Source organism: Pedobacter miscanthi, assembly GCF_003315595.1.
GTDB classification, from domain to species: domain Bacteria; phylum Bacteroidota; class Bacteroidia; order Sphingobacteriales; family Sphingobacteriaceae; genus Pedobacter; species Pedobacter miscanthi.
In genome coordinates this window covers 1-23924 of record NZ_QNQU01000007.1, presented here as the reverse complement: position 1 = coordinate 23924, position 23924 = coordinate 1, and the positions used below count along the sequence as shown (strand labels likewise).

The 23924-nt window shown below is 39.9% G+C and carries 18 protein-coding genes; 10 read left to right on the top strand and 8 right to left on the bottom strand.

The window, feature by feature from the left end:
• Positions 1–43: 43 nt before the first annotated feature.
• Complete coding sequence (locus DRW42_RS09475; RefSeq protein ID WP_113948584.1) at positions 44–784, bottom strand: LytR/AlgR family response regulator transcription factor; 741 nt, start codon at positions 782–784, stop codon at positions 44–46.
• A 713-nt stretch (positions 785–1497) separates the two neighbouring features.
• Positions 1498–2016 carry a sigma-70 family RNA polymerase sigma factor gene (locus DRW42_RS09470; protein WP_113948583.1) on the bottom strand — a complete coding sequence of 173 codons (519 nt, stop codon included), beginning with the start codon at positions 2014–2016 and terminating at the stop codon, positions 1498–1500.
• Positions 2017–2161: 145 nt separating this feature from the next.
• Here DRW42_RS09470 and DRW42_RS09465 point away from each other — a divergent pair, with 145 nt between their 5' ends.
• The 3 genes from DRW42_RS09465 (at position 2162) to DRW42_RS09455 (ending at position 5704) form a co-directional block, all read left to right on the top strand.
• Positions 2162–2803 carry a hypothetical protein gene (locus tag DRW42_RS09465; RefSeq protein WP_113948582.1) on the top strand — a complete coding sequence of 214 codons (642 nt, stop codon included), beginning with the start codon at positions 2162–2164 and terminating at the stop codon, positions 2801–2803.
• A gap of 379 nt (positions 2804–3182) precedes the next feature.
• Positions 3183–3536, top strand: a complete 354-nt coding sequence (locus DRW42_RS09460) for a hypothetical protein (protein ID WP_147243702.1) — start codon at positions 3183–3185, stop codon at positions 3534–3536.
• Positions 3527–5704, top strand: coding sequence for a S41 family peptidase (locus DRW42_RS09455; protein ID WP_113948580.1), 2178 nt, complete (start codon positions 3527–3529; stop codon positions 5702–5704). The genes DRW42_RS09460 and DRW42_RS09455 overlap by 10 nt, the downstream gene beginning before the upstream one ends.
• A 250-nt stretch (positions 5705–5954) precedes the next feature.
• Here DRW42_RS09455 and DRW42_RS28730 read toward each other — a convergent pair whose 3' ends face one another.
• Positions 5955–6293, bottom strand: coding sequence for a hypothetical protein (locus DRW42_RS28730; RefSeq protein WP_158544305.1), 339 nt, complete (start codon positions 6291–6293; stop codon positions 5955–5957).
• An 853-nt stretch (positions 6294–7146) separates the two neighbouring features.
• Positions 7147–8397 carry a gliding motility protein GldB-related protein gene (locus DRW42_RS09450; protein WP_113948579.1) on the bottom strand — a complete coding sequence of 417 codons (1251 nt, stop codon included), beginning with the start codon at positions 8395–8397 and terminating at the stop codon, positions 7147–7149.
• Positions 8398–8592: 195 nt separating this feature from the next.
• Between DRW42_RS09450 and DRW42_RS09445 the strand changes: the two genes are divergently transcribed.
• Entirely contained in the window at positions 8593–8784 is a 192-nt protein-coding gene (locus DRW42_RS09445; protein WP_113946820.1) for a cold-shock protein, read from the top strand.
• Positions 8785–10356: 1572 nt separating this feature from the next.
• Here DRW42_RS09445 and DRW42_RS09430 read toward each other — a convergent pair.
• Positions 10357–11631 (bottom strand): glycoside hydrolase family 99 protein, encoded by a 1275-nt coding sequence (locus tag DRW42_RS09430; protein ID WP_113948576.1) that lies wholly within the window; start codon positions 11629–11631, stop codon positions 10357–10359.
• Positions 11632–13072: 1441 nt separating this feature from the next.
• Here DRW42_RS09430 and DRW42_RS09420 point away from each other — a divergent pair.
• The 4 genes from DRW42_RS09420 (at position 13073) to DRW42_RS09405 (ending at position 17128) form a co-directional block, all read left to right on the top strand.
• Positions 13073–14908, top strand: a complete 1836-nt coding sequence (locus tag DRW42_RS09420) for an AAA family ATPase (RefSeq protein ID WP_113948574.1) — start codon at positions 13073–13075, stop codon at positions 14906–14908.
• Positions 14909–15341: 433 nt separating this feature from the next.
• A complete protein-coding gene (locus DRW42_RS09415; protein ID WP_113948573.1) occupies positions 15342–16238 on the top strand; it encodes an ATP-binding protein in 897 nt (298 codons plus the stop codon).
• Positions 16239–16251: 13 nt separating this feature from the next.
• Entirely contained in the window at positions 16252–16590 is a 339-nt protein-coding gene (locus tag DRW42_RS09410; RefSeq protein ID WP_113948572.1) for an STAS-like domain-containing protein, read from the top strand.
• On the top strand, positions 16583–17128 hold the full coding sequence (locus tag DRW42_RS09405; RefSeq protein ID WP_113948571.1) for a hypothetical protein: 546 nt from the start codon (positions 16583–16585) through the stop codon (positions 17126–17128). Before DRW42_RS09410 ends, DRW42_RS09405 begins: the two co-directional genes overlap by 8 nt.
• Before the next feature lie 188 nt (positions 17129–17316).
• Here DRW42_RS09405 and DRW42_RS29225 read toward each other — a convergent pair whose 3' ends face one another.
• The 3 genes from DRW42_RS29225 to DRW42_RS09390 all read right to left on the bottom strand — a co-directional run bounded on the left by DRW42_RS29225 (position 17317) and on the right by DRW42_RS09390 (position 18689).
• Entirely contained in the window at positions 17317–17877 is a 561-nt protein-coding gene (locus DRW42_RS29225; RefSeq protein ID WP_244215233.1) for an HNH endonuclease domain-containing protein, read from the bottom strand.
• 330 nt (positions 17878–18207) lie between these two features.
• Positions 18208–18387 (bottom strand): hypothetical protein, encoded by a 180-nt coding sequence (locus tag DRW42_RS29220; protein WP_244215232.1) that lies wholly within the window; start codon positions 18385–18387, stop codon positions 18208–18210.
• Positions 18384–18689, bottom strand: a complete 306-nt coding sequence (locus DRW42_RS09390) for a hypothetical protein (protein WP_113948569.1) — start codon at positions 18687–18689, stop codon at positions 18384–18386. Before DRW42_RS09390 ends, DRW42_RS29220 begins: the two co-directional genes overlap by 4 nt.
• Positions 18690–18863: 174 nt before the next feature.
• On the opposite strand from DRW42_RS09390, the gene DRW42_RS09385 reads away from it, so the two are divergent.
• The gene (locus DRW42_RS09385; RefSeq protein ID WP_158544304.1) at positions 18864–22070 is read left to right on the top strand and encodes an SNF2-related protein; all 3207 of its coding nucleotides are present in this window, start codon (positions 18864–18866) and stop codon (positions 22068–22070) included.
• A gap of 154 nt (positions 22071–22224) precedes the next feature.
• The gene (locus DRW42_RS09380; RefSeq protein WP_113948567.1) at positions 22225–23811 is read left to right on the top strand and encodes a type I restriction-modification system subunit M; all 1587 of its coding nucleotides are present in this window, start codon (positions 22225–22227) and stop codon (positions 23809–23811) included.
• Positions 23812–23924: the final 113 nt, after the last annotated feature.

The window sequence follows — 23924 nt, the reverse complement described above, 5'->3', positions numbered from 1 at the left end:
TGATCACAACCTCCCATACAAGCCAGTCAGGTAATCAGTAGCACTACTTTCTGCTGGTCTTTAGCCACATGCTATTGACCCAGTTCATAAATAGGGAGTTATAATTCGGGGACATCAACACATCGTATTTTCCGATGTTGACCATGTTGCCCGCAATTCCCTTGACATGGCTGGAGTTGATGATATAGGAACGCTGGACACGGAAGAAATTCGTGTTTCTGGATAGCTTTTCCTCTATCTCTGTAAAAGTCATGTAAACGGAATAGTTATTTTGTTGGGTATAAATGTGGATATGGTTGTTCGAACCTTGGATATAGCTGATATCTCCTTTCATTACCCTGGTCAGGGCATACTTTTCTGGGTCTGTACGGAAAAAGAAAGAATCCTCTGTTTCGTATTCCAGTTCGAGCTGTGAAAAAAACTCTTTGAGTACTACTTCTGTTCCTTTGACAAATTCTGCAAGACCGAATGGCTTCAACAGGTAATTTCGTATACGTAAAGGAAAAGCACTGAGCGCATAACGCTCATAAGAGGTTGTGAATATAATGTGGTGTGGGCCGCTCCTGAGACTTTCAGCAAAATCGATGCCGGTGAATCCGGGCATGTCTATGTCACAATAGATCAGATGCGGAATCTTTAAAATGGAAATATCGGCCAGGGCTTTTAAAGGATCTGTGTAGGTTTCAATCAGGTAAAGGCACGGCATCTGCCTGACATAGTCGCTGATGGTACGGATGGCTCCTGTTTCATCATCTATGATGATACAGGGGGTGGGATTTTTCATGGTATGTTTGATTAGATATAATCAAGATACTCACTATTCTATAGAGGAATGTCTTTGTAATAACATTGATATATGATCTGTAGTTTTTACTCAGTATTGAGTAGTCCTGTTGCACGAATGGCAGAAAGAAAAGTTGCCATAGTTATCTGGATTGGGGAAATTATTTAACTATGCAAAATAAGTTAACCCAAGAAGTACTGAAACCCGCGGTCCATTGGTAAATTTTAAGGTACATCAACAAGTTCATTTTCATTCTCTGCTGGAAATTGATTGGAAATCTGTTATTTGGTTCCTGGAATTTGTAACTATTTTAGGTTACATTTCGCTTAAGCACGTTATCTTTTGCGCGATTTAGAATACATAACTACTAAAGTTGTAGTATACAAAAAGGGTAACCAAATTAATGGTTACCCTCAATCTAAATTAACGCTCTCTGGCTCTCGCCGGATGTAGGGCTCTCACCCCCTACAATACAATTATACGCAAAAATCCGATAAAAGGTTTTTCTATGGGCGCTTAATTGCAATATTTGACTGAGTGCCGTTGATCTGTTTCTGGTTAGCTTCCATCGCTGGCAGCCATATTTTTCGGGGCGCTCTTGTAGGTTTTAAGCTGATATTGTTCTGTTTTTTTTTACAAAAAAAAATGGCTAAATTGAAATTAATGGTATCGATCGAATGCTGTTTTTATGGCGACACGTGTAATGGACCCCATTAATCTCCAATTCCGTCCTGATAATTTTTTAAGTATTTTTTTAGCATAAGCCTTGCTTGGTGTATGTGGGTTTTTACCGTGCCGAGTGGAATATCAAGTTCAGCGGCAATCTCTTCGTATTTATATCCTTCAAAATAACGTTGGAAGGGGTAACTATAGGCTTTGGGCACGCTCGCAAGTGCCTTTCGGATATCTTCCATCATAAAGGTTGATCCTGATGCATTACGGGTGGAACTTTTCATCAGCCTTGGACTTGAGAGTTCTTCTTCCTGCACGATCAGGCTTTGTTTCTTCTGGTCTTTGCGGTAGTTATTGATGAAGGTATTGCGCATAATTACATAAAGCCAGCCCCTTACATTGGTGCCACTATCGAAGTTTGCGCAGAAACGCACCCCTTTTAGCAGGGTATCCTGTACAAGATCCTTTGCTTCGTCTTCATCATGGGTGAATTTCATTGCATGGTTATGGAGGGCACTGGCATGTTTGTCTGCAATCAGGCTGAATTCATTTTGGTCCATGTTTTTCCTTTAAGTTAAGTCAATCGGTAGGAATGGTTAACAGACAGGGTGTCTTTTTGGTTTGCAGAATTCAACCAAATATTGGTGAAATTCCGATATTCTCCACCTAAACTTTCAACAGTCTGACAAACAGCTAGATAGCTGTTTGTCAGCAGCAAAGTCTGCCAAAAGTCTGCCACCGGATAAGAAAATTATCCATCAAAATCGCCGTCACGCAAGAAGAAAGACGGATCCTTCAGATAATAATAAGGTTAAAATCGTTGAGGAGCCCTATCGTGATAGTGCTATAAAAAATATTGCTCCCATAACTTTGGATGTTATGGCGATTCCTGAGTTACCTTATACAATACCCCGCATTGTAAAGGGCAGAAAAAAATCCTTAAGTATTGCTGCGACCCCGAAGAATGAGACCAAGCAACGTTGGTACGTGGAGTTTTTTTATTTTAGTCCGCTATCTGAGAGAATGGAAAGAATCCGGGTGACCAAAAAACTTAACCGATTAAAAGATCCAAAGGAAAAACAACGACACTTCAGTAACCTTTGTGAGGCCTATAAGGTAGCGCTAGAAAGCGGTTGGAACCTATTAGATCAAAATGCCAATATCAAACTCAAGAAAGAAATTATTGGTATTAGCCTGAAAGAGGGATTCGCCAAATTTGAGGAATATCACGCTGCCAAGGGCACCCGGCCAAAATCAATCAGTACTTATCGTTCTACCATTAATGTGGAGATTATCCAAAAAGTGGCCACTTGTTTTACATTAAAATGGCCACTTTTTTCGGCTTAAACTGATCACTTTTTTTGCTTCAAAATGGCCACTCGGCTGATTTTAAGTGGTTTTAAGCCGTTTTTAATGGTGGCTGGATTCTATGGGTGTTTCCTGTCGGATAAACTATTTAAAGAAGCCCTAAGCACCTTAAATTAGAATTTTTTTTCAGAGTTGTTAATCTGATTTTCAGAATCAGTTTTCTGGTGTGGAATATGGTATTCGGGAGCTTGTTTCAGCTCCAAATCATGATTTGGAGTTCAATTTGGCCAAAGCCTGGGAGTTTGGAGGATAAAAACACTTGGGATCTGGATTTCCCAGGTTTTAGCAGGAATAAATATATTTGGGCCTTTTCTTAGCTTGCCCTTCTCCAAATTGGGTAAATCCCCGGGTGCACAGTTTGGAACGGAATCTGGTGTCTACTATTACCGAAATCCCCAGATTAGCCGTTGATCTTGTAATATATGGAAATAATGAAACATGGTTGAAAAACGAGCAAATTGCCGGTTTAATTAAAAAAGGAGGTATCTTGATCTCGGACTTCGATCAAAGCGCAGAAGAGCTGGAAAAAAGTTGGAGCAAGTCTATAAGTACCCGGAGTTCAATTGATGATCGGACAGGTGAACCAAACCAGATACCGATATTATCAGCTTCAAGTGAAGGAGTTACAAAATCGATGCCTTCAATGAACAAGAGTATTGAAGAAGATGAAAAAAAGTTAAAGAACGTTATTTTAAAATTTATATGCTCATAAAGAAAACACTAATCCTATTTCTTTTACTGTTCCCACTTTTGGTGCTAGGACAGTTGAATAACCGCCAGATCAGGAATTTAACGGCATTTGCCAAAATCTATGGCTACGTCCAATATTTTCATCCTTCAGACGAAAACAAACTGGAAATATGGGAAGGGGTGGCGATAAACGGAAGTAAATCCATGATGAAGGTGGATAATGATGATGAACTTATTGTTGAACTGAGAAAAATATTTCTTCCGATTGCTCCCACTATCAGAATTACTTTAACCCGTCAAAAAGAAAGTTTTAGTATAGATAGATTAAAGCCGGATATCTCTGATGGCTATAAAGAGATATCATGGCAGCATCTTGGGTTTAATCTATACAGCGGTATCTCAGAAAGACCTTATAAAAGCATTAGATTAAATCGTACTCCGGTTGTAGGAAATGATCGCAATATGCAGATTCCGTTGACCGGCACGTATGATGTATCGGCTTACCGCGGACTGAAATACGACTTTAGCCTCACAACACGTGTAAAGAGAAAAGATGGCGGACCCACCGAATTAAAAATAGTAAGCGGAAAGGATTCGATAGAACTTAAAACCACGGAAACTGAGGTTCATCATTTCACGGGCACTATAAACAGTTCAGCTGAACTGATCGCATTTGAACTCGCTGCAGATCCCAGTATTCCACTTTCGGTGGATAAACCTGTTTTTAAGATTATTGATGGAGAAAAATCCTTAAGCCCTCAGGAAATTTCAACTGCAACCAAGAAAGCATCTGGCAAACTAAGAAAGGTTACTTTTGAAATAATAGATCCAAACTATGCCCTTTATGATCAAAAACTTAAATTCGGTGAGTACCTCGATAAAGAAGTGGTTAAGGGCGTTAGTATTGTAATGCCTCTTGTTCTATTGGGTAACAGGTCTTCCACTTACCCTGTTGCGGGGGGTAAAGTGAATGGTAGCACCGATCTAAACTATAACAGGATTTCGGCATTTGAACATAATGAAATAAGGATTGCTGATGTAATTATGCTCTGGAACATACTTAAACATTCCTTTCCATATATGGACGATGTAAAAATTAACCAGGAACATCTTCTGGCCAAAATACTTCAAGAAGCCAGTTCAGCTAAAACCCATACAACATATATAAAGGTGATAGAGAGAATGTGCTCATTTTATAACGATGCACATATGTTTATTTCAATTAAGGGGATGGAACCTTCTTATACTATCCCAATTTCTCTAATTCGGGCAGATAATAAAATTGTAGTTAAGGATGTTTCTGATAAAAGGCTCATGGATAGCATTTTTCCAGGTGACATTATTCTCAAGGTCAACGGAATTCCTGTCGGCAAACAGGTTGATACCTTAATTCAATACGTATCGGGATCAAAGCAAAAAAAAGATCTGTTGACGATGAACCGCCTGCTTAATGGGAAAAAAAATGAGAAAGTAGAGGTTACTTTACTTCGGCATGAAGATACACATAAGATTGAAATTGAAAGGACAAAGGTGGCCCAAGATTATACGGCAGGGAATGCAGGTTATTTACAAAAGGAAAATGGCTGGGCTGCACCTGGTACTTATTATTTTGATCTCACAAGAAATTCTTTGACAGATCAGAATTTTGAGCTTTTAAAGACTGCCAAGTCAATAATTTTTGATCTCCGGGGATATGTTTTCGATCAGACAATCAGTACAGATCTGGTTCCTGCGCTATTAAGGGATACCCTCAGTACCGTGCGGTTCTTTAACCCCAAAATCTTATATCCTGATCTTGAGCATCTAAGTTTCCATCCGGGCCCCGAAACATATCTTCCTAACATTAAAAATAGACTAACACAACAAGTAATATTTTTGACCGACGCATCAGCCATAAGTGCATCGGAATCTTTATTGGGACTGATAAAAGATTTTAAACTCGGGACAATTATAGGGGAAGAGACAGCAGGTACAAATGGAGATGTAAATATAGCGTATCTCCCGGGTAACTTGATTGTGTACTTCTCAGGGATGTTGTTTAAAAATTCTGATGGCAGCAAGCATCACCTAAATGGGGTTTTGCCGGATATTCATGTTGGTCAATCTAGGAAGTCAATTGAAAATCGGGAAGATTTGGTGTTGAAAAAGGCTTTTCAGGTTATTAGAGAAAGATGGAGTGGGCAGAAATGATGTATATTGATAGAATCAAGCATTTTTGATTCCAATAGGACTTAGTTTGTTATTTAATTAAAAATCATTACCAAAATCCAATGGGGTATTGCTGCATGTCATGATAAAATAATATTTGGTACCCAAGAGAATTAAGCGGCAATTTATTGGCAATTGTATGGAAGACTGATCACCCAGCGGGTTGTTTAAATTATTGTTAATAAGCTTAATATCATAGGGTCGTATATCCCCTGAAAGAGCAACCTGATTATCAATTAAAAGAAATAGCGGGTTTTAAGGGCGTTTTTTTTCTTATTTCCATTTCGATATCGTACTGAAGTTGCCTATTGATATAATAGTCGTTATTTTCATGTAGCCTGTAAAAGTAAATTGGTACTAAATTGGCAAATGTACGCTCATAGCCAGAGATTTCCAACAAAGGAAACATCAGGGCAATATCTGAGTGGGGATTTCGGCAATAGTATCCACCTGTTTTCGCGCATAGTGGCCAGCTTTTTCGGTCTATATTGTTCACTCTATTTCGCTCCAAAATGCCCACTCGGCTCATTTTAACCGGTTTTATGCTTTCCGAAAGCCTGACCGTACTCATTGATTGTTTTGTATGGAGAAATTAAATTGTCGATGCGGTAAAGGCCTTAAAATCGAAACTTATAAATCTTTTGTTGGAGTATTTTTTATCGAAGGTAATTTTCTGTTAGTCCAAGTCTAAAATGTCCTTTTAGACGCTGATTATTGTCTTCTAAGGAATCAGGCGGAGTCTTAGTGGACCAACAATTACGAATACTGTTTGAAAAATGACCAAGTCAGATTGGGCTGGATTGGATATATTTGGGTCAGTCTTTAGGATACCATCAAGACCAGATGGTAAAAAACGGGGTGTACAGTTTGGAATGAGAATCACTGCACACTTTTAGCGAAATCCCCAGCTAAAGTTGTTTTCTAAAATTATCGCTTTACGTTTTTTCTCTTGGCGTGCCCCTGAAGGGTCGCGTCTTCCGCTATATCTCCCTGCGGGAGGATGCCGCTGCAACCGCTCACGCGCTTTTGGCATATCTCTTTAATGGGCAGAAGAATATGTTCCTATCTTTGTTGTGTCTTTGATTCTCCAGAATTCTTCGCACTTTCTCCAAGGATCGTTTCTTCATTCCCTTTATTCTACTGATATTGGTAATGTTCCCATGTTTGTTGTGGCTTTGATTCTCCAGAATCCCTCATACTTTCTCCAAGGATGTTTTCTTCGTTCTGTTTGGTCTACTGATATTGGTAATGTTACTGTGTTTCTTGTGTTCCTGATTCTCCGGAATCTCTTGTAATTTCTCCAGGGATGTTTTCTTCGTTCTCTTCAGTCTTATGTTATGGGTAATGTTACTGTGTTTGTTGTGACCCTGATTCTCCTGAACCCCTTATGATTTCTCCAAGGGTTCCTCCTTTGTTCCATTGTACTAATACATTTTGCCAGCGCCACTTTTGCCATAAAACGCGGCGTAATTTTTAATATTGAGCATGTCAGCTACTGCCTGTTTTTTATCGGTTGCCTGATCGTAATAAGATTTGCATATCTGATAACCTACCCAATAGCCTAAGTCAGCAGGTTTATCGGCTGCCTCCTGGTCGGAGTTTGCAATCCAGTTTTTGGCCCGGTTTAAGTACATTTCCTTTTTAAAATCCGTCCAGATTTTTTTCTCTTTACCCTTGGCCCAAATGTGGAGCCGTTCATTGACGGTTTTCCCTGAAATCAGTTCGCCTAGAAAATCGGCCATTCCTTCTATTAAAACAGAGCGCAGCAGGGTAGTATCCCGGGCCATGCCATTCTGGTTAAAGTGTATCAGCTCGTGTGCAATAAGATGGGGCAGATCAACCAGGTTATTGAAGTTGTTGCGTTGCCATAGGTTCAGCTCATTGGTGGGGATATCCGGTGTACGTACGCCCTGGTCAAGTCCAATGAGCAGACCGTTATCTGAAGAAGTGCCGCCGGATGAAAAATCACCGATAATAAAATAAACATCGGGAAATGTAGCTTTGCTGTAGACCTCTTTCAGTTTGATGAAGCTGGCCATCATCTGTGGTTTCTGTTGCTCTACCGCATAGGTGTTTTTGCGGATGGCTGCATAGAAATTTGGGCGCTTATCATGTCCCATAACGAAATATTTCAGTTCAAATATCTTATAGGTAAAATAATCCTGCAGGCCTGGTGTGCCGGGCTGGATATAATATTTGCGGTAGATGTTTAAACGGTTGGCTGTATATTTCTGTGCACGGTCGTAAGCATCCCAAAAACGGTGGATGTCGGAGGTGATTAACCGGGCCTTGGCCGGATCATGGGTGCTTTTTATCCGTGGATGCAAACCTGCAATCACTTTTTGCCAATCGGCACGTTTGTGCAGCTGGTACAAATCGGAATCTTCTTTGATATGCCCGGCATTATCATTGCCAAGTTTGACGGATAGTTTCAACAGTAACATTGCACTATCTGCCTTTCCCTGCAAAGCATAACAACATGCCGCATTGTAAAAAGCTTCTTGTTTTGCCCGGGAAAAATCACTTGCCTTTCCCGAAAGCTGGTAATAGCGTGCTGCCAGATCGTAAGCCTTTGCAGCATACAGGCTATCTGCCAATCTATTGTAACGCAGCTGCGCGTCCGCCTTTATATATGTGAAAAATAGAAGGAGTGCTAAAAAAACGTGTTTAAGCATACACGAAATTAAATATTTCAAAAAATAAGCTGGGTTAAATCCGGCTTTTATTTCGGTTGTCACGTGATTTTGACACCCACTCATCACCTCCTTGTTTATTTGACCTCCCGTTAAGGTAATCTGGGGCAATGGGAACGTACTTACAAGTTATTTTAATAACTTGCAGAATAAACACCTTTAAGAAAAACAGTTATTATGGCATCAGGTAAAGTAAAATTTTTTAATGAATCAAAAGGATTCGGATTTGTGGTGGAAGAGGGAACAGGCAAGGAGTTTTTTGTCCATATCTCAGGTCTCAAAGACGATGTGAGGGAAAACGACGAAGTGACATTTGATGTCCAGGATGGCAAAAAAGGGCCTAACGCCGTAAATGTGAAATTGGTATAATCCCTTCAGGGCTTAAGGTATAGTGCAGGAAGTTTCAGCTTCCTGCACTATTTTATTTCGGGACAGAAAATGCTGTCCGGTCATTCTTTCGCTGGCAGCCGGCTTTGAATGATGTCTTTTTTTTATCAGTATAGCTCAGAACCAGGCTTATCTTCCGCGACATTCATTACGGACCGGACTTTTTTAGTTCTGTCCCATACGTTTCATTCAGGTAAAATGCCATCCAGGGAATGTGCTCCTCCTTTACCCGATTGTAGGGTTACAGTACCTGTTGGTTTACCGTAGGTATAAACCATCTGGAATAAAAACTCCTTATTTTTTATCCCTTTTTCCCACGGACATCCGTTTTCGGGAAATTACAAGAAGTGTTGCTGCAATCATGATAAGCGGGATTTCCCTATCTATTGGACAGGGTACCATTGTAAATGTATTTCTTACCCCGATCCCAAGTACCTGCGGGGACGGGCCTGTACAGGATCCAACCCCGTTGACAACAGATACGCCGGTACCGCAAACTGTGCAGGAGGGTCCGGTAGCAGGTGTCCAGCTGCAATAGTCCGGACTAAGAGGGGTGTTAAAACTCTGCGGGTAATATCCGCTTCCGGCAACATTGAACGTGTATACGCGCTTAGTAGATGACAGATAACATCCGGTAGCTGAACCCTGGGCGGATCCTTCGACCGGGTAAAATGTGCATATGCACACCAGTACACCCATTAAGAGTGACAGTTTTTTTTCCATGAATAGACGACTTGACTTGACTAAAAGTTGTCAAAAATATTAAATATGGTATTATTAATCATACTCATTTATGGATAGAATGTATAATCGCCCCTGGCGTTGATTTACAACGATTGAAATTGCGGCATGGCTACCTTAACGCCTGGCCTTTTAATTTGGAACGGGCTTTTGTGTTTGGTCAGGGTATGGGAACAGTTTATACTTTAGCCTGTAATCAAAATGGCGGAACGGCGAAGATTTGTCCTTTAAGGAATATCCTATAATATTGCCCGGAAACTGGTATACGGGAAGGGTTGCTATCGGATGGGTTCAGGGCATATTATTCCGCGGAGCTGTTCATATCAAGCCGCCTTAGAGAGCACTAAGGGGCTTTAGATCTTCTTGTAATAACCTGCGTAATCAGCAGCCTGGTGGAAAGCAGTTATTATGGCACCGGGTAAAGTGAATGTTGATAATGAAACAAAAGGATTTGGACTTATCCCACCGGAGGGTGTAAATGGGGAGCTTTTTGTCATGCCGATCGCCTGATAGACCGCCTGCACCAATGACAAAGTGATTTTAAATATCCCGGGGAGGAAATGGCCAATGGCTATGGATATTAGATTGCTATGGCCCCTTTTTTTAATTTGGCTGCAATGATTGATACCCCCTGGGACTGACCTTGGTCGGGGCATTGCCATTCAGGGATTATCCCGCTAGCTGTGTTTTTAAATTCCTGCGATCCCATGCCAGCCCGGGGTAATATCGTTGGGCCTGGGCAATGTGGAAATATCAAAAGCCTCTCAGGTACTGAAAGGCTTTTGATAAATTGCTCTATTAAGCGTCTGTAGATTAGTTTACGGTAAAAGGGGTAGGTTCATGTTCGGTATAGGGAATCTGGCCCTTGATCATTTTTACACCGTCATTGGTTAACCTTAAATAGAAATCCGAGGAAACATGTACACCGTCTGCATCCAGGTTTAGAAAATATTTTCCGGCCGGTGCCATCGATGCATCTTCGGCTACCTTGAATATCGAGGTGGCCTCATTCAGCTCATCGAACATGGCAACATAGACACTTGGAACACCTGCTTTTTTGAAGGCCGCAAACTGTGACCACATGAAATCCCCATGTTTTCTCGCAAACTCGTTCCTTGGTGAAACGTTCTGTCCATTGCTGTTCGAATAAGCGGTGCCCGGGTAGGCGCAGGGCTGGTAATCTATCCCATTTGCCTTACAGAAATCCCTGTCACCCTCTACCCAGGGTGCATAACTGGCATCTACCGCACGGCCTACAGGCCATGCCGATATCATGTTGAATGCCTTGTAAACATTTAAGAAGTCACCTCTTGAGTCACCCGTTCCGGTCCGCCACTGTCCCGGGCAGGAGCCTATCACATAGCAGCCCCTGGCTTTGAACCAGTTGACCAGGTCCAGCGCATCAGCCGGAGACGTGGTGTGCCTGGCATATCCGAGCCCATAGATGGAGACCACGATTTTGCCGTTCTGACGGGCATAGGCATTTGAAGCGGTGAGTTTCAGCTGGCCGACTATGGTGTTTGTCCAATCCGCTTTTATTGCGGCCAGGTCCGTGGTTCCGGAGAGATCATAATTGATATAAAATTTACGTCCATAGGTTTCGGCAGCATTTTTCAGGCGCAGGGCAACGCCGTCACGCTGCGCTTTTAGTACTTCGCCGGGAGCGATTTCATTACCAAAACGCTGCAGTGCTGCGCAGTCGATCCCATACTGCTGCATCCATTTGAAGTGCAGGTTCAGCGTGGACTGGTCATAGGAGGAGAACATCTTGGCGGGCTGGCCGTTTCCGAGGTTTCCGTAAAAAGGTCCGACCTGTACCCCGTCCTGTCCAAAATACGTTCCGGTGTACAGGTTCTGGTATTCCCGGGTATCCGGCCACATTTCCAGGTTGCCATGGTACCATTGATTAAAAGGTGATGAGTCTCCCAGGGCAGAGAACCATCCCTGGTACCCGACGGTTACTTTTCCGACAACGTCTCCCTGGGCCGCGCCCTGGGGATCTATAATAACATCGACCGGTACATCTTTATAACAACCGGAGGTAAACAGCAGCAATAGCGATGAGTAATAAAGGAACTTTTTTTTCATGTTTTTAGGTAGTTATCTTTTGTAAATGTTTTAATATCTCTACTTACGCTGGGCTGTTCGGGATTATCCGGTGGGATATGATTTTGAAAAGTGTGACCGGCCGGTACGTTATTTTTCCTTGACCTTCTAAAAAGGTGGGTAGCGGGCTTACGGCATTGCAGGTGGCTCATTAATAATCTTTGGCTGTAATATTAAAAAAGCCGGTCCTTATTTTCGAAATCGATAACCTGGTAAACTTAAACAGTCGCGTTCGTAAGTTTTGACGATGCAATTTAAATTATTTCCAAATAAAAACAAACCGGTTTGTTTTTATTTGGGTTATTTTTTTTTTCTGTTGGTTGTTTTCATTTGGTTTGGTGTTTTCAGCATTTGTAATCTGTTAGGTGAAGATATAGGATACTGCGGCTAATTTTTATTTGTTTAACAGGTTTACTGCGGGTTTTGGCCTGCTTTCCGTGGCCATTGTCACATACTGCGGGATTTGGTTTGATTTGATGCAATCGGTTTCCTGAAGGGCGGTCATTTAATGCCTGCTTGCCCTTGTTGGGTATCCAGACTGTGGGTTAAAGAGTTTTTTTATTAAATGGCAATTATTTATGCTGCCCGGAATCCATTTCACCACGGTAATCACCTGTTTCACCACGTTGACTTGGGGTTTTGGTTTTGGTTGGTTAATTTCTTCGGCTGGAGTAAATGGGATAGATTCCCTGTTGATTGATTTTGTTTAATTCATATTATTATGAACTGGTTCGGGAAATTTATATTGACTGTTTTTGTTAGCTTCTGCTGTATGCTCGGTTCGTTTGGGGCTAAGTACCCGGTTTCGATTTTATTGGTGTTTATGGCTAAAGGGTGCTGGGTGCTTTTTGTGGTTGCTGTCTTTTGGAACAGGGATAAGGGGAGGAGGCGGAGGAAGGAGTTTGAGGATTTTATGCGGTGGAGGAATAGGGGGAGGTGAGGACTAGGTTGGCGGGTTTCATGGGATTAGTAGTTGGGTTTGTTCCAATAGGAACGAATTTAGATTGTTTTTGGCTGTCCCCTGCGGGCCGGGCCATTTGCTATATCTTTTGTTCCAAAAGGATGCCGCGTCTGTCCCTGACAGGGAAGCTTGATGTCATTTCAAAAGATAATTTGAATAGCAGTCTTTGATAAATCAAGTTTGGAGGGAATGAAGCTGTAGTAACATAATGAAATATTTATAAGAGACATATAAAAGTTCTGATAGAATAATATAAATACTTTTTTGAGTAAAGAAAAAAAAGAGAATATGAGCTTACCGAATACACCAAAGCGGAAATCAAGCCATATGATCCATCTTCTTTGTCGATAAAGCACATTTTAACAACAGATTAAAATAGAAAAACTCAAAATTCTTGTCCGCTTTTTAAGACTTTGATTATGCGAATTAAAATCGGTATGTTAGCAATTATTACCTCTCAATATGACAATTGACCTAACCATCGCACGCAATAGAATAAAACAATATTACGATCTGTTATATCATGCCGACCCACTACATGCATACTTAGAAGATATACAAAACTGGAATAATCTCTGCGTAGATTACTTTATCGTTTTAAATAAACAGGGCAATAACTATAACTATATGAAGACTATTCAGTCTAGTTTTCATGAGTTTATCGAACTAGTGCCTCAGATGACAGAAAACCAATTGGAAAGTCAGACCTTCATCGATAGCCTCCTAAACGCTACCATCAGTGAAGCCAAAAGTGCGTTTGAAAAACTTGAATTCAACCTGAATTTTTTTAGACAACTTAATTATTTTAGCGATAACATTGTAGCAATCGGCGCTAATGGTAGCGGTAAAACTTCACTTGCTAATAGCCTGAGAGAAAATCTGAATCACAATGGCCTGGTTATTTCCGCCCAAAGAGTTCTGTTTATTCCCGAGCTTGACAGTTTGCCATCCCATAAAGTTGCTGAAGAGAAGTGGGTTGCTATGAACAAAAAATCCAGAACCTTTAAGGATTTCGAAGATTTCCTTGAAATCAAAGAAGAGTTTGGATACGTGTTAGGAAACTTGATCGCAAAACATTACAAAAATGCGCTGAATTATTATCAAACTTCGGTTGGCGGTCAAAGTTTTGTAAATTCATGTCATTCTGAGCTAGAAACAGCACTTAAAATCTGGAACACAATATTTGACTACCGTTCATTGGAATTGAGTGAGGATCTTAATCTGAGGGTACACGTGAAAAATGATCAGACCTATGAACCAATCAAAATGAGTGAGGGGGAAAAATCTTCTCTATACTTAATTTGTCAGGTCATTCAAGCACCAAAGGATGGTTTTGTGATTATTGATGAACCTGAAATGTACCTTCACAAAACTGTCATCACAAAACTTTGGGATCAACTGGAAGCATGTAGAAAGGACTGCATTTTTATTTATCTGACCCATGACTTGGACTTTGCAACAAGCCGGACAGATGCAAAAAAAGTCTGGCTTAAATCTTTTGCTTATCCATCTAAATGGGACATACAGGAAATACCAAATAATGAAATTCCGGAAAGTCTTTTTTTTGAGCTCTTAGGCAGTAGAAAGAACATTCTTTTTTGTGAAAGCGAAAAAGGTCATATAGATGAAAAAGTGTTTAAGATTTTGTTTCCTCAGTACACAATAGTACCAGTAGAGAGCTGTCGTAACGTAATAAATTTTACTAAAGCTTATAATAAGATTCCCATTGTCAATACCCGTGCATATGGGATTATTGATTCCGATTACCACGATCCAGAGGTACTAGGCAGATACGCCAAATACGATGTCTATAGCTTTCAAATGGCAGAAATTGAAAACATATTTCTGCAAGAGGATTTCCTAAAAGATATTTCTGAAAAACTTTATGTTGATAATGCAGATTTGGAAAGATTAAAGGAAAGTGTATTGAATGAACTTGAAAAAGATAAAATTATGCAAGCGTCAAAATATATTTCGAGTAGGATAAATGATTATTTTAAAGATTCGCATATTCACGATGGGAAGAATATGAAAGAGGTGCATGCTAACTACGAAGAATTCAAGGTTAAGATTGAGATAGAAGCATGGTTTAGCGAAAGACTGTCTTTGATCGAGAATATCATAATAAGCAAGGATTATTCCCGTGCCATCAGTATTTACAACAACAAGGGACTGAAAAAGTTGACCAGTCGGCATATGAAAATTCAGAGTCTTACCGATTATAGTTTAAAACATTTAGCTTCGAACGAAAAGGCAAAGGATATTATTAAGAAAGTATTTCCAAAAGAGTTACTTTAAGTTCACTAGACAATCAACATCCAACACAAATTGGCAAAAGGTATGGGGAGATAAGTTTGCAATAAATCAAAAGTAGGAAAGAATTTGGGTAGTGATATCGGAAGTAAGGTTTTAAGATGTAGATCGATTAGTAGTTGTTTAGATTTTGAATATTCTAAAGCAATGAAAGAGAAAGCGGTAATAAGCATCGAAAAGATGACATTTTAATACATAGATAAACGTGATTTGTAACGAACTTGTAGAAGTTTATTAACAAAATAGAGCTGGAAGATCACTCTCCTTTAGGAAATATTATAATTATTTTCTACCATTAATCATGTTCATGTTGTCCTCCGGTTTTTAGCGAACTTAGATAATTAAGTTCTAACATTTTAATATATTAAATATATTGACGGAACGCGAAAGTTTCAGATGAATGATAAATTAAAGATTAATGAAAATCACTGATAAGCCGTATGTTATAAAGGTACCAATTCGGGTTCGTGGTAATACGTTAGGTTATGATTTCATATCTAACTTAGCCTTGGACACCTATCTTCTTGAAGATAGCAGTGTAATACTGGACTTTAGTGATACAAAATGGTTTGATGGAAATTTATGCTCCGCTTTAGGAACCATACTGGACGACGTAAAAGCTCGCAGAAACACAGTTTTTTTACGCAATTTACAACGCCATGTACATCAGGCGTTCACAAAAAATAAATTTTTAGACACATTCGGTGATATACCAATATCTGAAGATTCATTAACTATACCCTATAAAAAAATAGGTATTAATGAGAATGAACAAGAAGCGAAAGACTTTTTCAACGATCAATTGTTCAATAAACCGGATATGCCCTTGATGAGCAACGAAGCAAGAAAGAGAGTTCTTGTTGCTCTTTTTGAAGTTTGTGTAAATGCGTTGACACATGGAGAATGTGAAAATGTGTATGTTTGTGGCCAGATTTTCCCGAATAAAGAGATACCTGAAGTTTCAGTGACATTTTCAGATATGGGACGGACAATAGGAGCAAATGTGAACGCGTTTTTAAAAGCTGACTTGTCGGGTAATAAAACTATTTTATGGGCGCTGGAAGATGGTAATACTACAAAAGTTAATACAACAGGAGGGATTGGGCTAAAACTATTACAATCGTTAGTTGTTCTCAATCATGGGAGCTTACAAATTGTCTCAGGAGATGGATTTGTTGAGTTTTTAGATGGCTATAATAAAGAGTATGAGCTAGATGGTTATTTCCCAGGAACTATAGTAACAATCAAGCTTAGGCTCAAAGATTCTAATTTTTACGTATTATCAAGTGAAATTGATATAAATGATATTTTTTAACTAAGTTAGTGATATGGATTTAATGATTAGTCAAGTGATAGATGGCAACACAGCAATTGCGCCATCAAAGGGGGAAAGTGTTCACGAAAAGATTAAACAGGCGCTCATTGATCAGGAGACAGTGATTTTAGATTTTACCGGCATGGAATTGATGACTACTGCATTTTTAAATTCAGCGATCGGACAATTATATGCTGAGTTTTCTACCGAACTTCTTCGTGACAAATTAAAGATTAAGTGGATATCCCAAAGTGATGCTGTGCTTTTGAAAAAAGTTACGGATACGGCCAAGATATATTTTGCTAATCCGGCAGACTTTGAAGGAAACATCAACGAAAGAATAAATGGCTAAAAATTTTACTGCTCTCAAAGATTTCGAACCAAAGGGAAGCCACTCATATATAATTGATACTAATATGTGGGTTTATCTATTCTCACCAATTGGTTCTACCCAGCTAAAACTTCAGGAGTCAATAGGGAAGTTTATAGAAAATTGTCAGAGGGTAAATGCAAAGCTTGTTATAACATCTTTTATAGTAGCGGAGTTTTTTCATGTTACTCTAGGATTTAGTTTTGATGATTGGGTTAGGGAACAAAAATCTTCTTCAACCTTTAAGATCAAAAAAGATTATCGGCCTACGAATGAATATAAGGAAAGTATCGAATTTATAACATCAACTATTGGTAAAATCTGTGAGATAGCCACTCCACAACAAGATAAATTTGAAACAATTAATTTGAATAACATATTGAAAAATTGTTTCCATGCCGAATTTTTTGATAATCATACTTTAGAATTGAGTAATGAAAATGGATGGATTATAGTCACTAATGATCGTGATCTATTAGACCATCCAGATAGAAAGGCAATGATAGTAATGCCGGGTTGATCATGGGATGGTGGGCAATTTAATCTTGCAACTCCTTTAGAATGTTTAGCAAAGATAAGTTCAAATGGATTTTTTTTTGTTTTAGCTGTTCCCTATGGATCGGATCACCTTCTGTACCTTTTGTTCCAAAATGATGCCGCGGCTCTTCCTGACATGGGGAGAAAATATATTTTTTATTCTTACTCGAATTAAGAAACATGTATTCTCATGTACTCAAAACCATTATTGTTCGCTATGGTAAGCAGCGGCTGGATATTCTCTAAAAATCTTCCTTTCAGATCTGTTTCAGACAATTGATGGGCATTGGCTTTTGGAAATATACTTAGGTAATCATCCATTATTGGTTCTTTGGGATAATTTTTACTCATCACTTTGATTGCTGTTTTTTGTAGCTGATAAAATCCATCAAAGTAATCTTCAATCCTTGGAAGCCTGTCATTCTTGCGGCTGTTGAAAGATGGATCGGCTGGGATCAGGTTCCAGATGAGGTCATGGGAAACAAAAGCGTAGGGAACAAAATGTTCGATGGCAAAGTTGCCATGGATAAGCTTTTTTTGTGTATAGATGCAATTCAGGGGACCGGTATGGTCAATAACGATGTTCCAGAACCTGCGCTGGTTCAATAGGCTGTTCCTTTTTGCTGGTTTGATCAGTTTATTGGGGATGTCTGGAACATTGGGATTGTGTTTCTGGAGGTAAAGGCTGAGGTGCCAGTAACAGAATGCCTTTAAAATACCTGCATGTTCCACGAGGTAGGCTTGCCAGAGCGGGTTTATTGTTAGTTGCTGTTCATCCAGGGCGTATGGGCAGTTGTTTTCGAAATTTGTCGAACGTCGGTGAATTTCTGAACGGTTTCCTTTGGATTCTGGAAACCATGGACTTAGGTGCCGGTGGGGAACTTCGTTGTCAAAATATTGGATTGCTTTGGCTGTTAATGGATTTAGGCTGCCGATAATTTTACGTTTAACGGCCTGCTGTTTTTCATCGATGGTAATCCCTTCCAGCTCTCGGATCTGGCTGATGGCACGCTGCAGCTGGTCCTGTTTGCCAAAAGATATATGAAAATAATTTACTGTATATCAAGCGGATGAAACCATGCCTGCAAAAAGGCGGTGTTTTGGTATTACGGTGTTTCCTTCTTCCAGTTCGGATAGGATGGATAACAGCCAGTAATATTTATAGGTTGCGGAGGTGTTGTTGAAACTCGCAGCCAGTAGAGCGATCGGAAGTCCGGGACGTTGGGGGAGGGGAAAGGTCATCTGGTTGGAATTGTTTTATTTAATGTTGACTTGTCAATCAGATTGATTGTCCACTTAGTTTTAGGTCGAAGCTGGAAAGCTCCAGCAACCTTTTCAATTTTCCCCTCGCGGCCCTGGCGGAGCATTTCTCTGAAGTTAAACCCCGGTTTTGGTCCGATATCGTTTCTTAGGACGGAGTTTTTGGCGAGAAGTTCTGCTGCCTGATCGGCAGTTAAGGAATGTATAGCTGATTGGGCCATGTAGTTTTGGAGGAACTGGGACACTTTGTCTACTTCTTTCCTGGTGTATTTGGATTTGAGCATTTTTATCTTTTGTAAATTTAGGTGAAAGTTACTGTTGGTGCAAACATATGGTGCCCGCTTTTTCTTCGCGTGCGTAGGTGTATTTAAAGTTTTTTATTAGATTTATATATCTATAATTAATCTCAAAGTATGTGTCCGAGTTTAGATGGTAGTCAAAACACCCTACAGTTTACGATGGATTTTGACAAGCCAAAATGGCCTGATCAGGATGTATTTCCATTGAATCTTAAGTCACCGTCAAGGACTGTGCGGAATGTTATATACCCAGATATTGAAGACAGCGCGGAATATATCATTGTTACAGGATTCACTTCCCTCTCAAATCTTATTGACCTGTTCGGTAGCAAAGATTTCAAAAATAACCGTCTTGTAAGAGTACTTATAGGATTTGAGCCGAACATAAAGGGGCGCAAGAAATATCAGAGACTTGGCCTTGACAAAGAAATTAAAGACTATTGGTTAAAACATGGCCTTTCCATTATGCAAGGAGGTGCAGTAATGCATCTTATTGATAAAATCAACCGCGGGCTAATAGCATTCCGCTTTAGGGATAAACTTCACGCCAAGATTTATGTAGGTGATAACTATGCCATGCTGGGTTCATCGAACTTTAGCCATAATGGACTAACAACCCAGGAGGAAGCAAACATACGGGTAAAAAATGATGATAAAAATCCTTTTGAACAACAGCAATATCGTGATATCAAGCTGATCGCAGATAGCTACTATGATGATTCGTTGCCGTATAATGAAAAAGTAATAGAGCTGCTAAAAGATCTGATCAACGAGGTGAGCTGGCAGGAGGCATTGGCACGCGCGATTGCTGAGGTTTTGGAAGGCAGCTGGCTTAATGAATACAAGGATATTATCAGTAAGCTGGAGCTTACCAAACTTTGGCCGACTCAGTGGAAAGGGCTTGCCCAGGCAATTTCCATACTTCAGAGCCATTCCAATGTGCTTATCGCGGATCCAACGGGGGCTGGGAAAACCAAACTTTGTACTTCTTTGGTATTGTCATTGCAACATTGGCTATATGATATCGGAAGAAATTACAGGACTGAATCACTGATTGTCTGTCCTCCATTGGTGTTGGATAAATGGGCTTCGGAATTCAAAGCTTTCAATAGGATCAACCACGCCCAGATTTCACATGGTTTACTCAGTAACTCATCGGGAAAGAATAGGAAAAAACTTATTGAAGATCTTAATCTGGCCAATATTTTGGTCATAGACGAGGCCCATAACTACCTTTCGGCTGATTCAAACCGCACGCATTTGATCAAAGATAATAAGGCGGACTATAAAATATTGGTGACAGCAACTCCGATAAGCAGGAAGGTTGAAGATATCCTGAGGCTCATCGACCTGCTGGATGTTGATAATCTCACAGATGAGGATTTTATAATCTATCAGCAATTGGTTCTCAAGCCTTATCTGGGGAACAGGCCTGAAAACATCAAAAGCCTCAGGAAATTTATCAGCAAATTTACGGTCAGAAGAACAAAAAAGGCATTGAACAGGGAGATCGAAAAAGATGAAAAAAAATATCTCAACAGGCTTGGAGCTACCTGCAAGTTTCCGCGCCAACAGGAAAAAATCTATTTTACCAAGGAGTCCGACAAGGATAAAGCAATAGTAAAAGAGATAAATGAGCTGGCAAAACAGATTAAAGGGATTACTTATCTGACTAAATTCCATCTTCCGAATTATGAGGTGTCAAGTGATGAAAGCCTTAAGTCTATAATAGATCAAAGGCTTCACGGTGGTAAACAATTATCAATCTACACGGTAAGGGCGAGGTTAAGGTCATCGAAGGTGGCATTGATCGAGCATATAGAGGGAACAAAAAAGGCCATGGATGAATTTGGCTTTGAGGGAAAAAGCAATGACTCGGGAGATAAACTGGGTAGTATAGAAAGGATCATGGAGTCTGGGAAGCTTCCCTTCCGGCATCAAAAATTCAAAAGTGAATATTTTCCGGAATGGCTGACCGACATGGAAAGTTATCAATTGGCGTGCCGGCAGGAATATGGTGTTTATGAAAAAATCTCCCAATTGGCAAAGCGGTTGTCCAATAACCGCGAGCTTGGGAAAGTTGAAGAGCTGATCCGTATTTCCGCCGTCCATGAAAATATCCTGGCTTTTGACAGTGCGGTAATTACGCTATACTATCTGAGGAAGCTGTTTGAAGAAAATTACCCGGCCAGTAAGATTCTGGTAGCCTCAGGGAGTGAGACAGACGCTGGTAGCGGCAAGGTACTTGATATTTTTAGACTGGACTCGGATGTCGGCGGGAAATGTATTGCACTGTGTTCGGATAAAATGTCGGAGAGTGTTGACCTCCAACGGGCTTCATGCGTATTTCTTTTGGATACGCCCAGTGTGCTAAGGGTTGTCGAGCAGCGTATCGGCAGGGCGGATAGAATGGATAGCATGCATGAGTTTATAGATATTTACTGGGCGGTAGATTCCGATGAATATGCCATGAAAACAGATGAACGGCTTTTTGAAACCAATAATATTGTTGAGCAGATATATGGTGCAAACTTTGACCTGCCGGAGGAGCTTAAGGGAAGGAAATTTGAGAAGCTGTCGAGTACGAAGGAATTAATAAAGGAATTCAAGGAATTTGTTGATAAGGACGAATCTTGGACTGGTATTCATGATAGTTTCCAGTTTGTAATCAATTTAAAGGAAGGGAAAACTGCAATTATTAAAGAAGAACTTTATGATCAGTTTACGAATGTATCTTCAGCGGTTAAAACAAAGGTCAGTTTTATCCAAGGTGAGCGCAACTGGTGTTTTATTGCATTACGGGGGGACAAAAACAAAAGTCCCCGATGGTACTTTATTGACGAGCTGGGTGATATCCATACGGATTATCCTGATGTCTGCCAGAAGCTCAGGGACAATATTATGGGGGAATCTAAGGGGTTATCGTGGGATCAAAATAGTTTGGAGCATTATGTCAGTCTTTTTCAAAGTAAGGAGCGCGAACTGTTGCCACCAAAAAAAAGGCGTGCGCTGGAGGTGGCGGAATATATTCTGACCATGAAACTGAAAAATAAGAAGATCGACAGTGAAGAAGGGTCGGCCTATCAGGAAATGATCGGTGCTATGAATGGCAGTTCTGATGAGGCTGTTGATTATGAAAGGCTGGCCGAGGAGTGGATTCAGATTCTGCAACCGGCGCTCAAACTTAAAAGGGAAAATAACAGGAGAAAGAGAACGATTCTTAATCTTGCCAATCTAAAAGGTGAATATAGGAATATGGAGTTTGATGTGCCACAGCTTTTAGGTATGCTTGAGCGTTGTGTTCTTGGTAAAGATATTGACAAACGTATCGCGGCCTGTATCATCGGTGTGGCAGCAGGTGAATAACGATCAGAGCGCTTTTCCAATTATTTAAGAAGATTTAATTTATAAACTTAATGTCTTAAATATTTCCGGAAGATTTTGGAATAAAAGAGTATGTTAATCGATATTAAAAGTCGCATATTAGCTAAAATAATTTTTAATAATATTAACCGTATATATGTCTGAGGATCAGAAGAAACAACTCGAACAGCAGCTCTGGAATATTGCCAATACACTCCGTGGAAAGATGGATGCTGACGAATTCAGGGATTATATCTTAGGTTTTATCTTCTATAAATACCTGAGCGAGAAAATGGAGATCTTTGCCAATGAAATTTTAAAAGAGGATAAGATTTTTTTCAAGGATATTTCTTCAAAATTAAAGGAATATGATGAGTATATAGAAGCGATAAAGGAAGAGGCGTTAGCAAAGCTAGGTTATTTTCTTAAACCAGAAGAGCTGTTCGGGCAATTGGCAAAACGAGGCATGGGCGGAGTATATGAGGATGAGATTTTCGAAGAAACCAATGCTGTTTTTATACTTGGTGATCTTCAGAAAGTGTTGATCAATATACAATTGAGCACTATGGGAACAGATAGTGAAGAGGATTTTGACAACCTCTTCGAAGACATGGACCTTAACAGTACTAAGCTAGGTAAGACTGCAGAAGCTAGAAATACTATCATTTCAAAAGTGTTAAGTCATTTGGATAAAATTGACTTCAAACTTGATCATTCCGAACTTGATGTTCTTGGCGATGCATACGAATATCTTATCGGACAATTTGCCAGTGGTGCCGGGAAAAAAGCAGGTGAATTTTACACTCCGCAGGAAGTTTCCAAAATACTTGCGAAAATCGTAACCACAGGAAAACATAAACTAAAATCCGTTTACGATCCAACATGTGGGTCCGGATCGTTATTGCTCCGTGTGGCCAGGGAGGTGAAGGATGTTGCTATGTTTTATGGACAGGAAATGAATAGAACAACCTACAACCTTGCCCGGATGAACATGATCCTTCACGGCGTTCATTACAGGCAGTTTGATATTAAACAGGAGAATACCTTGGAATATCCCCAGCACATCGATCACAAGTTTGAAGCCATTGTTGCCAATCCACCGTTTTCTGCACAGTGGAGTGCAAACCCACTTCACCTGAGTGATGACCGTTTTAGCCAGTATGGTAAATTAGCACCTTCTAGTAAAGCTGATTTCGCCTTTGTTCAGCACATGATTTATCACTTGGCTGAGAATGGTATTATGGCTGTTGTATTGCCCCATGGTGTTCTGTTTAGGGGGGCTGCTGAACTTCATATCAGGAAGCACCTAATTGAGCAGAAAAATTATCTCGATGCGGTAATTGGGCTACCTGCTAATATTTTTTATGGTACAAGCATTCCAACTTGTATTTTGGTATTTAAAAAATGTAAGGAACATCCTGATAATGTTTTGTTTATTGATGCGAGTAAAGGATTTGAGAAAGTCAAAACCCAAAACGTACTCAGGGATGAACATATTGATATGATCGTGGATACCTATCATAACAGATCCGTGATAGAAAAGTATAGCTATTGTGCATTGTTAACAGAGATTGAAGAAAATGATTACAATTTAAACATCCCAAGATATGTTGATACCTATGAAGCTGAAGAAGAAATCGATATACAGACAGTAATGTCCGAGATTAAACTGTTGGAGGCAAAACGTGCAGAATTGGACAAGGAAATTAATGAATATTTTAAAGAGCTTGGCCTAGTTTTTTAGCTTTCTCAATCCTCAATGTATTCTGGTAAGATATAAAATATTAAAATGAAAGTAAAAAGAAAAACCGTAGCTAATGTTCCAAATTTGAGATTTCCGGGGTTTGAAGGGGAATG

What these genes read in the sequence shown, in the direction of transcription:
- DRW42_RS09475 (WP_113948584.1), bottom strand. Translation starts at nt 784, where the DNA reads ATGAAAAATCCCACCCCCTGTATCATCATAGATGATGAAACAGGAGCC.
- DRW42_RS09470 (WP_113948583.1), bottom strand. Translation starts at nt 2,016, where the DNA reads ATGGACCAAAATGAATTCAGCCTGATTGCAGACAAACATGCCAGTGCC.
- DRW42_RS09455 (WP_113948580.1), top strand. Translation starts at nt 3,527, where the DNA reads ATGCTCATAAAGAAAACACTAATCCTATTTCTTTTACTGTTCCCACTT.
- DRW42_RS28730 (WP_158544305.1), bottom strand. Translation starts at nt 6,293, where the DNA reads ATGAGTACGGTCAGGCTTTCGGAAAGCATAAAACCGGTTAAAATGAGC.
- DRW42_RS09450 (WP_113948579.1), bottom strand. Translation starts at nt 8,397, where the DNA reads ATGCTTAAACACGTTTTTTTAGCACTCCTTCTATTTTTCACATATATA.
- DRW42_RS09445 (WP_113946820.1), top strand. Translation starts at nt 8,593, where the DNA reads ATGGCATCAGGTAAAGTAAAATTTTTTAATGAATCAAAAGGATTCGGA.
- DRW42_RS09430 (WP_113948576.1), bottom strand. Translation starts at nt 11,631, where the DNA reads ATGAAAAAAAAGTTCCTTTATTACTCATCGCTATTGCTGCTGTTTACC.
- DRW42_RS09420 (WP_113948574.1), top strand. Translation starts at nt 13,073, where the DNA reads ATGACAATTGACCTAACCATCGCACGCAATAGAATAAAACAATATTAC.
- DRW42_RS09415 (WP_113948573.1), top strand. Translation starts at nt 15,342, where the DNA reads ATGAAAATCACTGATAAGCCGTATGTTATAAAGGTACCAATTCGGGTT.
- DRW42_RS09410 (WP_113948572.1), top strand. Translation starts at nt 16,252, where the DNA reads ATGGATTTAATGATTAGTCAAGTGATAGATGGCAACACAGCAATTGCG.
- DRW42_RS09405 (WP_113948571.1), top strand. Translation starts at nt 16,583, where the DNA reads ATGGCTAAAAATTTTACTGCTCTCAAAGATTTCGAACCAAAGGGAAGC.
- DRW42_RS29220 (WP_244215232.1), bottom strand. Translation starts at nt 18,387, where the DNA reads ATGACCTTTCCCCTCCCCCAACGTCCCGGACTTCCGATCGCTCTACTG.
- DRW42_RS09390 (WP_113948569.1), bottom strand. Translation starts at nt 18,689, where the DNA reads ATGCTCAAATCCAAATACACCAGGAAAGAAGTAGACAAAGTGTCCCAG.
- DRW42_RS09385 (WP_158544304.1), top strand. Translation starts at nt 18,864, where the DNA reads ATGGATTTTGACAAGCCAAAATGGCCTGATCAGGATGTATTTCCATTG.
- DRW42_RS09380 (WP_113948567.1), top strand. Translation starts at nt 22,225, where the DNA reads ATGTCTGAGGATCAGAAGAAACAACTCGAACAGCAGCTCTGGAATATT.